At 44.5% G+C, this 13,741-nt stretch carries 8 protein-coding genes; 2 read left to right on the top strand and 6 right to left on the bottom strand.

Translation table 11 applies throughout. From position 1 onward, the window contains the following. Positions 1-8: 8 nt before the first annotated feature. The gene (gene yhbH / locus MHI25_RS08940) at positions 9-1,172 is read left to right on the top strand and encodes a sporulation protein YhbH (protein ID WP_036684553.1); all 1,164 of its coding nucleotides are present in this window, start codon (positions 9-11) and stop codon (positions 1,170-1,172) included. A gap of 1,539 nt (positions 1,173-2,711) precedes the next feature. Here the strand turns inward: yhbH and MHI25_RS08935 are convergent. The 6 genes from MHI25_RS08935 to MHI25_RS08910 all read right to left on the bottom strand — a co-directional run bounded on the left by MHI25_RS08935 (position 2,712) and on the right by MHI25_RS08910 (position 11,164). Continuing rightward, on the bottom strand, positions 2,712-4,217 hold the full coding sequence (locus tag MHI25_RS08935; protein WP_340395266.1) for an alpha-glucosidase/alpha-galactosidase: 1,506 nt from the start codon (positions 4,215-4,217) through the stop codon (positions 2,712-2,714). A gap of 118 nt (positions 4,218-4,335) precedes the next feature. Then, on the bottom strand, positions 4,336-5,253 hold the full coding sequence (locus tag MHI25_RS08930; protein ID WP_076184739.1) for an AraC family transcriptional regulator: 918 nt from the start codon (positions 5,251-5,253) through the stop codon (positions 4,336-4,338). A 167-nt stretch (positions 5,254-5,420) separates the two neighbouring features. Beyond that, entirely contained in the window at positions 5,421-7,475 is a 2,055-nt protein-coding gene (locus MHI25_RS08925; protein WP_081387595.1) for a methyl-accepting chemotaxis protein, read from the bottom strand. 97 nt (positions 7,476-7,572) lie between these two features. Next, positions 7,573-8,415: a sugar ABC transporter permease gene (locus MHI25_RS08920; RefSeq protein WP_076126471.1), complete on the bottom strand. Its 843-nt coding sequence runs from the start codon at positions 8,413-8,415 to the stop codon at positions 7,573-7,575. Beyond that, positions 8,412-9,725: a sugar ABC transporter permease gene (locus tag MHI25_RS08915; RefSeq protein ID WP_036684375.1), complete on the bottom strand. Its 1,314-nt coding sequence runs from the start codon at positions 9,723-9,725 to the stop codon at positions 8,412-8,414. Before MHI25_RS08915 ends, MHI25_RS08920 begins: the two co-directional genes overlap by 4 nt. A 107-nt stretch (positions 9,726-9,832) precedes the next feature. Next, the gene (locus MHI25_RS08910; RefSeq protein ID WP_340395265.1) at positions 9,833-11,164 is read right to left on the bottom strand and encodes a maltose ABC transporter substrate-binding protein; all 1,332 of its coding nucleotides are present in this window, start codon (positions 11,162-11,164) and stop codon (positions 9,833-9,835) included. Between the two features lie 819 nt (positions 11,165-11,983). Between MHI25_RS08910 and MHI25_RS08905 the strand changes: the two genes are divergently transcribed. Further along, the gene (locus MHI25_RS08905; protein ID WP_340012170.1) at positions 11,984-13,729 is read left to right on the top strand and encodes an alpha-glycosidase; all 1,746 of its coding nucleotides are present in this window, start codon (positions 11,984-11,986) and stop codon (positions 13,727-13,729) included. Positions 13,730-13,741 lie beyond the last annotated feature (12 nt).

The raw sequence follows: 13,741 nt of genomic DNA, 5'->3' as shown, positions 1-13,741 counted from the left end.
TGGTCATCCTGTCGCAATCATCCGGTCCCTTTTCCTTCGTAGTCTCAAAAGAAGACTGGTCCCTTCATCGTAAAGGTCATCAGGATCAGGAACGCCATCAGCAAAAGGTCAGAGAAGCCATCAAGGATAATTTGCCTGACCTCGTTACCGAAGAAAATATTATTTTGTCAGGCGGTAAGCAGATTGTGAAGGTTCCGATTCGCAGTCTGGATGAATACCGGATTATTTATAACTTCCGTAAACAGAAGCATGTAGGACAGGGGGACGGGGAAAGTCAGGTTGGCGATGTGCTTGGGCGCGATTCACAATCGGCACAGCCCGGTAAAGGAGAAAAAGCAGGCGATCAGCCGGGCCAAGATACCGTGGAAGCAGAGGTCAATCTGGAAGATCTGGAGGACATTCTGTTTCAGGATATGGAATTGCCTCATCTGAAGCCTAAGAATAAGGAAGAGATCGAGGTCAAATCCATTATTTTTAACGATATTCGTAAAAAAGGGATGATGTCCAACATCGATAAAAAACGTACGCTGCTGGAGAATCTCCGACGCAATGCAAGCAGCGGAAATCCCGGCATTCACAGTATCAGCCCAGATGATCTGCGCTACAAAACATGGGATGATATTAGAACACCTCATTCCAATGCGGTCATTATTGCGATGATGGATACGTCAGGTTCGATGGGTTCATTTGAAAAATACTGCGCCCGCAGCTTCTTCTTCTGGATGACCCGTTTTCTGCGCCGCCAATATGAGAAGGTAGAGATTGTTTTTCTCGCCCACCATACGGAGGCTAAGGAAGTCAGTGAGCATGATTTCTTCACCCGTGGCGAAAGCGGGGGAACGATTTGTTCCTCGGCATATCAGCGAGCGATTGAAATTATCGATAGCCGCTACCCACCTGCGCAGTACAACATTTATCCATTTCACTTCTCCGATGGTGATAATCTCACCTCCGACAACGAACGTTGCGTGAAGCTGATCGGAGAACTGCTGAAACGAAGCAATATGTTCGGCTACGGTGAGGTGAACCAATACAATCGTAGCAGTACCTTGATGTCAGCTTATCGCCATCTGAAACATGAACAATTCATGCATTACGTCATTAAAGACAAAAAAGAAGTGTATCAGGCGCTGAAGACCTTCTTTAGTCCAAAAGGTACGGTTAATTCTTAATCCCCCACTCCAAAACGCGGATGTCCCAAAAGCCAAAAATGGCTGATGGAACATCCGCGTTTTTGGCGTCTCACCTTCTTGACCAAAACAACAAACTTCGTAAATTGCGTCATCTAAGTTCGCAAGTATCAGGGGATGGGCAAATAGCGTCATCTGGGTCCGTAAGTATCAGGGAATGCGCTGGAAATCCAATTAGGGCAACTGGGGATTCTGGGAGATCGGCGCTTTCGGACACAGATGACCTTATACGTAGCTTTATCGCATATTTGACTTGCTATCGGACCCCATAGCCGCTATAGGCATGAAAAACACCAAAAACGTGCCTCATTCTGAGCAATAGCTGCACTGGAGTCCGATAATACGCTCCAAAGGCGATAAATTTGCAAATAGGGTCATCTGGGTCCGTAAGATCGAGGGATGGGCGAATAGCATCATCTGGGTCCGTAAGTATCGGGGATGCGTCAGAATAGTATGTAGGGCAACTGTAGGATTACTGGGGGGGCGGCGCTTTCGGACACAGATGACCTTATACGTAGCTTTAGCGCATATTTGGCTTGCTATCGGACCCCATAGCTACTATTAGCACGAAAAACACCAAAAAAGAGCCTCTTTCTGAGCAATAGCTGCACTGGAGTCCGATAATACGCTCAATGGCGATAAATTTGCAAATAGGGTCATCTGGGTCCGCAAGATCAGGGGATGGGCGAATAGCGTCATCTGGGTCCGCAAGTATCGGGGGATGGGCGAATAGCGTCATCTAGGTCCGCAAGTATCGGGGAATAAACGAATAGTGTCACCTAGGTCCGTAAGTATCAGGGAATGCGCTGGAAATCCAATTAGGGCAACTGAGGGATTACTGTGGGATCGGCGCTTTCGGACACAGATGACCTTATACGTAGCTTTATCGCATATTTGGCTTGCTATCGGACCCCATAGCCGCTATAGGCATGAAAAACACCAAAAAAGAGCCTCTTTCTGAGCAATAGCTGCACTGGAGTCCGATAATACGCTCCAAAGGCGATAAATTGCTAAATAGCGTCATCTAGGTCCGTAGGTATCGTGGATGGACAAATAGCGTCATCTGGGTCCGTAAGATCGAGGGATGGACGAATAGCGTCATCTGGGTCCGAAAGTACCGGGGGATGGGCGAATAGCGTCATCTGGGTCCGCAAGTATCGGGGATGGGCAAATTGCTCATCTGAGTCCGTAAGTATCGAGGAATGCGTCAGTATAGTATGTAGGGCAACTGTGTGGGATTACTGTAGCCCTCGGCGCTACGGTATAGATAAAAAAATAAGCCAGTGAAATTAAACTAACTTTCTTTTTTCAGTTACATAATAACTCCTACTATAAACCTAATTTCACAATTTGGATCGGTACCGATAAACTTGTACTCCCCACCCATGTCAGCTTATTTTCGTAAGCTATGACTGCTGTTTTGTTTATCCCCCGCTTAGATTTACATCCTAAAAAAACCTCCAATCCCAAACTCTGGAATGCGGAGGTTATTTATAGTTAAAAAGCTTTCAATGCTACACCTTATTGAACCTTCTCTCTATCCTTGCCTTTATCAGACTCACCAGCATTTTTGTTCGCTGCTTCCCGGTCCTGCATCATCTCATCCACCGACTTCACCTTCAGGCGAGCAGCGCCCTCGTTGTTAGCGTTCGTTGGGATAAGCTCTCCTGAAGCCAAACGTTCCTTGGCTTTAGCAATAGCTTCGCTGTATTGAGGCAGCCACTGTTCCCCTGCGACGAGCATCTCATCGACCATCTGCCAGATTTCTTTTGGATTGCATACGGCACCAACGAGTGGGTCCATCATAAATGCCTGACGTAACAGCTTATCATCGCCGTGTACAGCTGCTTCAACCGCCAGACGTTGCACTGAAATACTGACGTTGCATACCGCGGCAGGTCCAAGCGGCAATTCGCCTACCAATGGCATGGAGATCCCGTTCCGGTCTACATATCCCGGTGCTTCGATAATGGCGTCCTCTGGTAAATTAGAGATTACGCCATTGTTCACTGTATTAAAGTGCCCCCGGTACACTCGTCCCGTTTCCAACCCTTCTATAATATAAGAGCCGTGCTCTTCCCCGCGATTCTCCTTCGTATACTCCAGTGCCGGGTCTTTCATCCAGTTTGGAAAATCGGTCTCGAACCAATTTCGACCTTCCGTGCAGACACGCAGATAACCGCCTGTTTCTCCGTTAATCCAGCTCCCCAGATCGATCCAATCCATAATTTCATCACTGCGTTTACGGTACCATGGCACGTACTCACTTAAGTGTCCATTGGATTCTGTACTATAGTAGCCAAAGCGACGAAGCATATCGATGCGCACTTTTTCCGTACGGCTGAATTCCGGATGTTTCTCAAAAGCCTCTAAAAGACCTTCGGTCAGATCCTTCCCCTCATGACTTGCTGAAATATACCAGGTCTGGTGATTGATGCCCGCACAGATAATATCAACTTCGGATTTCTTAAGACCATACACATCTGCAATTTGCTGGTGCCCATGCTGTACACCATGACATAGACCGATGGTCCGAACACCACCATATTTATTGCAGGCCCAGGTCAGCATAGCCATCGGATTCGAATAGTTAAGCAAAAGTACATCCGGTGCTGCCATCTCCCTAATATCACGGCAAATATTCAGCATCTCCGCAATTCCGCGTTGCCCGTACATGATGCCACCCGCACACAGAGTATCTCCCACACACTGATCGACTCCGTATTTTAAGGGAATGTCCACATCCGTAGCAAAGGCTTCAAGCCCACCCATCCGAATAGTACAAAATACGTACTTAGCATCCTTCAGTGCATCTCTGCGATCCGTTGTCGCCTGAATTTGTATATTTAAACCATTCTCCTTAATATCACGCTGGCATAGCTCCGTGACCATCTCCAGATTGTGGCTATTAATATCCATAAATGAGACTTCGATATTTTTAAATTCCGGTACAGTTAGTAAGTCCCGCAACAATCCACGGGTAAATCCAATGCTGCCTGCCCCTATAAAAGACACTTTAAATGACATGGTTATCATCCTCCGGTAATGAATTGGTTGTTCCTGTCCATTGTAGCAAGGGACCTAAGGAAAGCGTAACCAATATCATGACCTCTTTTGAAAGAAGGTGTCAAAAATCCTAACCTATCTACTGAAAATCATACTCTTCATAACTCCAGGCGTGACGCTCAATGGAATTGCGGAATTCTACAGGCGTGCAATCGGCGTATTTTTTAAAAAGAAGGTGAAAATATTGCCTGCTGCTAATTCCTACGTAATCTGCAATTTCAGCAATCGGGATGTCGCTCTGCCCAAGCAGCATCTTCGCTTTCTCCATTCGCAGCATATTCAAGTAATCGCTGAGCGTCCGACCCGTATGGCTCTTAAAAATTCGATGCAAATATCCGGGATGCAGATTAACTGCGGCAGCGATGTCCTTAACCTGAATGTTCTGGTCATAGTTCTGATGCAGGAATTCAATGCTCCGGCGCACATAAAGCTGCGAGGGCTGTTGGCTGGTATGAAGCTGCTCTTGCCGAAGTCTGGATAACCGCAACAGAAGCTCACAAAATAATAAATCAACCATACTTCCACCCTTTCCGCCGCTCTGATCAAGCTCTAACACAAGTCCCTTTAGAACATGATAGATTTCCTCCGGATCAGGCATTACTAAACTGGAAAAAGGAAGCTGCAGCATTTCTGCGAGCGCCGTTTCTTTACGGGCTAGCTTGCCAACAGAGGGTGCAACCCCTCTATATTCCATGAAGCCAAATTCCACATTTAGCATCCGACAAGGTGCCCCCTCTTCAACAATCAGCCTATGCGGAACATTCGCGTCTAAAATGATCAATTCTCCCCGCTTCAGCCGAACTCTCTCTTCTCCTCCTGAGCTTGGACGGACATCCACGATACAACTTCCTGAGATCAAATACATGATTTCCGTTGAATTATGCTGATGGTAAGACATATTGTAGTTATTCCACTGTTTATAATAGTAAGCAAAAAAATGAGGACTATAATCTCCCTCGATTAAAACCTGCTGAAAAAGACTCCCGCTGGGGCTCAGATTTAAGTTCGTCAATGGATCACTACTTTCTTCATTTATTACTTAATACAAGTGTATCTCTTTAGCCACTTCGAAGACAAGATAACGTCCGATAGCAATCAAATCAACAAAAACGAGCAACTCTCCATTATATTGGAAAATTGCCCGTCTCTATTAGAATAATATTGTCATACTTGAAAAGAAACCAAAGAGTGCTTAAGATCGGCTGCCAAGCCCTCCAGCTTTTCCGATAGGGCAACCAATTCCTCACTAACCGTGAATTGCTGAGATGACATAGAAGCTACCTCCTCCGTCGAAGCAGTGGTTTGCTGGACGATGGAGCTTACGCTGGCCATGGATTCACCGAGTTGACGCTGGAACTCAATCAGTTCGAGGACAGAAGCAGAAGATTCACTAATATGTCTCATGAAATGTTCCATTTCCTCTTTGACACTCGCGAATATCGTTGACGACTCTCTTACAGAAGAGATTTGTTCACGGAACTTAGGAGCGGCTTCATTGATATCCTTAACGGTGTTCTCGATATGTAGACCAATCTCTTCCGTGATCTTGGAGACCGATTGAATCGATTCATTCGACTGGTTAGCGAGCTGCCTGATTTCATCAGCAATCACTATGAACCCTCTACCTGCCGCACCTGCTCTAACTGCTTCTATGGTAGCATTTAGTGCCAAAATATTGGTCTGCTTATTCACAGCAATCATAGGGCTGAGTATACTGCGAATTAAATGAGTGCTTTCTCTGAGCTTAGTAGAATTATCTTGAATTCGATTGATCACCTCTACCGTAGACTCACTCTGCTCTACCAGCAGCTTCATCAGCTCTGTACCTTGATTGCTAACCTCAATGACCCGTTCTGCTGAATGGTCCATCACTGTATTTATTTCCGTCACTTCACTCATTTTGTTGCCGATAATCTCAACATTGTGATAACTGCGTTCGGCTTCAACAGCGAGGCTGGCTGACCCCGCTGCAATCTCACCGGTAGCGGTCGCAACCTCTCTGGCATGGAGGGAGATTGTACTTGATGCTTGTACTAATTGTTCCGAAGTAAGGAGGACCTCATCTGCCGAATTCCCGCTCTGCCTTGCAAGTAAGGAGATCTGCTCCATCATTTTGTTGAAGCTTTGACCCAAGCGGCCAATCTCATCTTTGCCCTTGAAATTGGTTCGTACCTGTAGGTTCCCACGCTCTCCTTCCTCCATCAAGATTGCCAGCTTACCCAGCGGGCGCCCTACCAATCGAACAAGAATATAACCAATTAGTAGTGCTATTAAGGCTGCCGCCAGCACCACAGAAAATGTGATATATAAAAGCTTGTCCGCAGACTTAGTAAAATCACTGACAGGAGCATACCCCATAAGCATCCACTTGGCAGTCGCCAGGGGTTGGTATACAACAAGCTGAGAACTTCCGTTCTCATCCTCCGCTGTAAATGAATGATTTTGCTCTTTCCCTTGTTCTTCTGAAACTTTTATGTAAGAGGGTTGACCCAGCTTGGCATGATCCGCACCATACACAATGCTGCCATCCGCACTCAAGATACGAATTTCACCGGTCATCCCAATCTGAAGGTTAGACAGCATTTCAGTCATGGCCTTCCCTTTCACTTCGATTAGCATGTAATACTCCGCTTCGGGATGTAAAAGATTACGTAGCAATCTCCCCATAGTTAAGGAGGGCTCAGTATAAGCATCAAAAAAGCCTTTCTCACGAACGGGAAACCAGACTGGCTCTCCTTTAGCTGCGGCAATTTGCTCTAATCTTGCGGAAATGCCTTCATCACTACGAATCCCACTTATGCCAGCAGACTTATAAGATTCTGAGTCTACCAAGCTCTTGGATACCAGCCTGACGCCATACATCCGCTCATCAGAGCCTTTTACCAAGTCCAGCTTTCTGCGAATCCGATCTTCAGCACCGGCTTTGGCCACAGTTGTAAGCTCGCCGCTATTTATTTTTTCTAAATCACCCTTTAACACAGAGTCGAGTGCAAACTGCCTTGATAGTGCCTCATACTCTGCCAGCACAAAATCCAGCTTGTCCGCTGCCTGAACTACAGATTGTGTGGAGGCTGCAGCAACCTCATTCGTAATGATATTTTTAGCGGCAAAATAGGAAGTCAATCCTAGCACGGAGGATAAGAGAACTATAGAACTAAATAAAATAACGAACAGTTTAACTCCAACAGATTTAAAATATAGAGTCCAGGACTTTTTCATTAAGTTCACTCCCCATGACGAAATAAGGGTACAGCCCTCCATTTCTGTATAAAGGCTGTACCCCGATCATTTATTAGTATGAAGCGAGCGAATGGGTTTACCCCTTACTAGCTCCTGCTGTCAAGCCATCTACTAGCAGACGTTGCAAGAATACAAACAAAATCATAATTGGAATGGAGATCAAAACCGCACCCGCAGAGAACAAGGTAAAGTTAGTGTTTTGATTGGTGTTAACCATATCCCACATCCCCACTGCAACTGTCCAGTTCTCCTTAGTCCGCAGAATGAGTCTCGCAAAAATGAAGTCCACCCATGGTCCAACAAACTGAGTCAGCGCCATATATGTGATCATAGGACGTGACAAAGGTAAGATGATTCGCATAAATATTCCGAAATTGCTCGCCCCGTCAATACGAGCGGCCTCATCCAAGGAACGAGGAATCGTATCGAGGAAACCTTTGGCGATAAAGGTCCCTCCCAGCGGCGCCCCGGCCGCATAAACGATAATTAACGCAATATGTGTATCCAGCAAATTAAACTCTTTAAGCAGCATATAAATAGCGATCATACTCATAAAACCAGGGAACATACCAAGAATCAATACGGTGGATAACGCTGTTTTACGCGCTTTAAACCGGAATCTGGATACGGCATAACTGGTTAACAAAGTAAGAACTACCCCGATAAGCATCGAGAACACAGCTATTTTCAAGGTATTGGCATACCAAGTCCCAAACATATAGCTGGGTGATGTGAACAATTCTCTGTAATGTGATAAAGTGAATTGCTCGGGAATAAACGTTTTGCTGTACAATGATTTACCAGGTCGGAAAGAAGCTAAAAGAATCCAAAGGGCAGGATAGAGTGCAGCTATCGACAAAGCAATCAAGATAATATAACTACCTGCTAAGCGAATAAAGTTCGCGACTTTTCTGCTCATTGGATCATATCCTCCTCTTTAAATGACTTCGTCCGGCGGTAATTGTACAGGGAGAATGAAGCGACAATGATAAAGATAATAATCCCTATTGCCGAAGCCATGTTGTTTTTATTCTGATCAAGCGTTAATTTGTATAACCAGGTTACTAGCAAGTCCGTAGAACCGGCATATTGATAGTCACCATTTACCGGACTACCACCAGTTAATAGGAAGATCGCGTTAAAGTTGTTGATGTTACCTGCAAACTGCGTAATCAAGGTTGGTGCTGTAGAGAACAATACCATCGGCAACGTTACGATACGGAACTTCTGATAACCCGATGCTCCATCCACCTCAGCAGCTTCATACATATCCCGTGGGATAGTAGTCAGAACGCCCATGATAAGCAGCATAGAAACAGGAATACCTACCCACATATTAACGATAATTACGGTAACCTTAGCCCAGAATGGGTCAGTCAGCCACGGTAAACCATCCAATCCAAAATACCCCATGTATTGATTGATAGGCCCGAATTGACCGTTAAATAAGTTGCGCATGAGCAGAAGCGAGATTAACTGTGGCACCGCGTAAGGCACAATCAGAATTACTCTCCACATTCCTTTGAAGCGAATGCCCTTCTGACTCACCAGCAAAGCGACCAACAGTCCTCCGAAGTATGTAGTAATGGTTGAAAGAACTGCCCATATAATTGTCCATGTTAATACACCATAAAAAGTGTGGCTCCATGTCTTAAGGACCAATAAATTACGAAAGGTCTGAAATCCAACCCAGTCCACCAATTTGGCGGGTGGAAGATGATCAGGTGCGGAATAGTTCGTAAAGGCCAACAGGATCATGAAGATAATTGGCATAATCGTAAAGAATAGAACACCAATGCCCGGCAAGACTAGAAACGCTTGAGCAAACTTGTAATCCAGGATATAACGAACACTTTGTTTAAAAGTGTTTGCCTGAAGACCGTTATCACGTTTTTCTCCAATCTTGTAAGCATCTCTGATATTCAAATACCACGCGATAATCAATAGAATAAGAATAAGGATGGTGATCAAGCTTTGGATCATGATATAAATCGAGTGATCACCGGTAACCATCTTGGCGATCCCCTTCACTTTAACCAGACGACTCGGATTCTCTCCTAGTGTTACGATGCCCCATAAAGAGTTGGCAAGGTTCTCAATAAAATAAAAAACGGCTACAGCTTCTACGGCTAAATATAATATTCCTTTAACGAATTGGCGGTTATATATTTGTCCCAATCCCATAAAAATCGTCGACAGTATTGCGGCCCTCGTGCGATGTCGTTGCATTTCGCTTCCGTTCTCCTCTCCGAGTGAAAATAAGAAGCTGCCAGCCGCTAAACATGCGGCGGGCAGCTTGATTCACTGTATGCTGTTAAGACAGTGAATTATGATCCTTATTGGGATGCACTGTTATTCAAATCTTTGATTTGTTGTACAGCTTTGTCCATTGCTGCTTTTGGATCCCCATTTTTATCCCAAATTTCTGGAAGGGCAGCATTTACTGGGCTCCATACGTTACCCATTTCAGGAATAGAAGGCATCGGTTGGGAGTTCTTAGCTTGTTCTGCAAAAACAGAGACATATGGATCGCTAGAGATCTGTGGATCAAGAAGCGCCTCGTTGTTTGTAGGAACCGAACCAATCGTTTTGTTCAGTAACAGCTGAGCGTCTTTGCTTGAAGCAAAATTCGCATACAATTTAGCAGCATTCGGATATTGAGTAAACGAGTTAACTGCGAAAATTTTAATACCAGAGAATGTAATTGCTGTTTTGCCATTCACTGTAGGGATTGGAGCAATACCAAGGTTGTCACCAAGAGCTTCTTTGTATCCTCCAAGCTCCCATGGACCTGTGATATCCATAGCTACATCACCAGAGTTGAACAAGCTGCGTTTGATATCACTGTTGATATCACCACTCTTAATTGGCAATGCTTCCTTCAGTTTCACAAATTCTTTAAGTCCTGCAATTGCACCATCGTTAGCAAGACCGATATCATCTTTATCCGTACCATCCTTACCGAAGAGGTATCCGCCATCGGAAGCGATAAACATGTAGTTGAAGTACAAGTTTCCTACTTCCCACATAATCCCATATCTATTTTTCGATTTATCCGTGAATGTTTTGCTGAATGCAAGAACATCATCAAATGATTTAGGTGCTTCTTTAACAAGCGATTTATTGTAGAACAATGCATAAGTTTCTGCTGCTCTTGGGTAACCATACAATTCGCCTTCGTACGAAGATCCGATAATCGAAGCTTCAGTATTGTTAGCTTTTGTTTCTTCACCGAAGACATCGTTAGGAAGAACCAAGCTCGCGCTTGCCGCTTTACCTAAGTTATCGTGAGGGATAAGAATAACGTCTGCCGCTAATCCTGAAGGACCATCTTGAGTAAGTTTAGTTACTTGATCTGGTGGTGCCAATTCTTCAACCTTGACTGGAACGTTATATTTTGCTGTGAACTGTTTAGCAATCTCATCTGCAAAAGGTCTTTCTTCTTTACTTTCCCATACAACTAGAGTTGCGCCATCTTCAGGTACAATTTCATTTGTTGCTGCTGCATCTGTGCTCTCTGGCGCTGCAGTCTCTGTAGTAGCATTATTAGTTGCTTTTGCTGCGTTGTTGCCCCCGTTATTCGTACTGTTGTTGTTCGAACCGCATGCTGTAACGGACAGAGCCATTGAGAAAGCTGCGGTGATAACCATCATTTTTTTCAATTTCATTACTTTAACCCCTCCCAATTTTTAAAAACGTAAGATGGAAAATAGTAGTGCTGCAATCTGCGCAAACGATTTCAGAAAGGCTAAAAAAAAAGTTCTTCTTTTAGCTTGCTCCTTCTGTATCTGCATTTCACAGGTAAGAAAGCGCTTCATTCATGAGTACATCATACAACAGTAACGATTGTTTTTAAAAACGTTTGCATATACTGTATTGGGTCATTTTCCATTATTTGATATACATTATAGGCATATATCTCCATTTTTCACATGATATCTTTTAATTAGTCGATAATTCATGTGTTTATTATTGGAATATCTATTTTATTTGCCCCTAATATGCCACATTTTCTCTATTTCAAGAGATTTCTCATAAATTGCCCTACACAATGCTCGTTTACTTTAGTGAAATTTAGTGCAATGGTTTGAACAAGAGTATTGAAAGCCCTTTTATTCCATGCTATAATCCAAAACGTTAAGAGGCTGTCCAGCATGAAGCACAACATCCCTTGTCTGCCTCCTGTTCTATATAATTAAAAGGCAATGTTACTTATCAAAGGTACAACCTCGGGCAAGCTACTTCGCGGTGGTTGTGCCTCTTTGTTATGTGCTACTCTGCTACTGATTTAGTGCATGTTGCATAAAAAACTGTGCAACCAATAACAATAGCGACATTCTACATTCCACGCGCTCTGTGGAGTATCGTCCGGGAATAGTTTATGCTTTCGAGAAAGTAGCGCTAACAAAACTTAGCCTATGCTTTCGATGCGGTTTTGCCGAAGTATCCGAGGAAGTAGCGCTAACAAAACTTTAGGAGGATTTATCATGTTACTGGAAGCAGTGTATCATCGTCCGCGGTTAAATTGGTCTTATGCCTATAATGAAAGTACGATTCACCTGCGTCTACGCGCTAAAAAAGGGGATTTAACCGAAGTATTCGCCTTTGCTGGAGATAAATATGCTTGGGATACCACAAAAGAGCTAATTCCCATGACCCTCTTCACCTCCGATGCTATGTTTGACTATTGGGAATGTGCTTCAGTACCTCTCTACCGCCGCTTGAAATACGGTTTCTTACTTCAAAAAGATAACGAACGAATTTGGATGACCGAAAGTGACTTTCAAACGGTGCGGCCGGAAAACCCAAACAAGCTGTTCGAATTCCCTTTCATTAACCGCGTTGACGTATTCGCTCCGCCTGCCTGGGTAAAGGACGCTGTTTTTTATCAGATCTTCCCAGAACGCTTTGCAAATGGTGACCCGAGCCTTGATCCGGAAAATGTTCAGCCATGGGGCTCCGAACCAACACCAACCAATTTTTTTGGCGGCGACCTGCAAGGGGTTATTGATCATTTAGATCATCTTAACGAGCTTGGGATCACTGCTATTTATTTCACACCTATCTTTGATGCAACTACTAATCACAAATACGATACAGAAGACTATATGAAGGTCGATCCGCATTTTGGAGATATTGAGACTTTAAAAAAGCTCGTCGATAGCTGCCATAAACGTGGGATTCGTGTCCTGCTAGATGCCGTATTCAATCATTCTGGCAAAACCTTTGCTCCTTTTGTAGATGTTCAAGAAAAAGGAGAGGCTTCCGCCTTTAAAGATTGGTTCCATATTCGCAAGTTTCCGCTTCAGATTGAAAACGGTGTCCCTACTTATGACACCTTTGCTTTTGAACCGCTAATGCCAAAGCTAAACACAGAACACCCTGAAGTTAAACAATACTTACTGAAAGTCGCAGAATACTGGATCAAAGAAGTCGGGATCGATGGCTGGCGTCTGGACGTTGCCAATGAAGTGGATCATGATTTCTGGCGGGAATTCCGCAAGGTGGTTAAACGTGCTAATCCTGAGGCTTACATATTGGGGGAAATCTGGCATGAATCTGCACCTTGGCTGGAAGGCGATAAATTTGATGCCGTTATGAACTATCCTTTCACTGACGCCGTCCTTGACTTCTTTGTGAATGGCACTCTTGATGCTGAAGGATTCGCCAATTCCATTGGTAAACAGTTATCACGCTACCCGCTGCAGGCTAGTGAAGTTGCTTTTAATCTGCTGGACAGCCACGATACTCCACGACTGCTTACGCTGGCTGCTGGAGACAAAAACAAGATGCGATTAGCGGCACTGTTCCAATTCACCTTTATGGGCACTCCCTGCATCTATTACGGTGACGAGATCGGCATGGACGGTGAAGGTGACCCTGGTTGCCGCAAATGCATGGAGTGGAACCCTGAAAAGCAGGATCGAGAGCTCTTCGAGTTCTATCGTCAGCTTATTAAAATACGCAATGACCACCCTGCTCTCCGCACAGGTACATTTACCTTCCTTGAGGCAGGACAACAAGGCAGCAAGCTAGCCTATGAGCGCCGGCTGGATCTGCAGACGATTGTGGTACTAATCAACAGTGAAGAGACCGCTCAGACCTTCCGTATTGACGTAGACGAGCGGGATTGGGAGAACTTGTTTACAGGCGAAACAATGCGCACAGAACGCAGCAAGCTGATCGTGAAAATGCCAGCCTATGGATTCGCTATCCTAAAGGCAATCATCTAAAAGATTTCTTTT

Origin of the sequence: Paenibacillus sp. FSL E2-0177 (genome assembly GCF_037992975.1) — a bacterium.
In the GTDB taxonomy this organism is placed as follows: Bacteria; Bacillota; Bacilli; order Paenibacillales; family Paenibacillaceae; genus Paenibacillus_AQ; species Paenibacillus_AQ odorifer.
The sequence above is the reverse complement of the archived record's forward strand: the minus strand, read 5'-3'. Positions and strand labels throughout refer to the sequence as shown.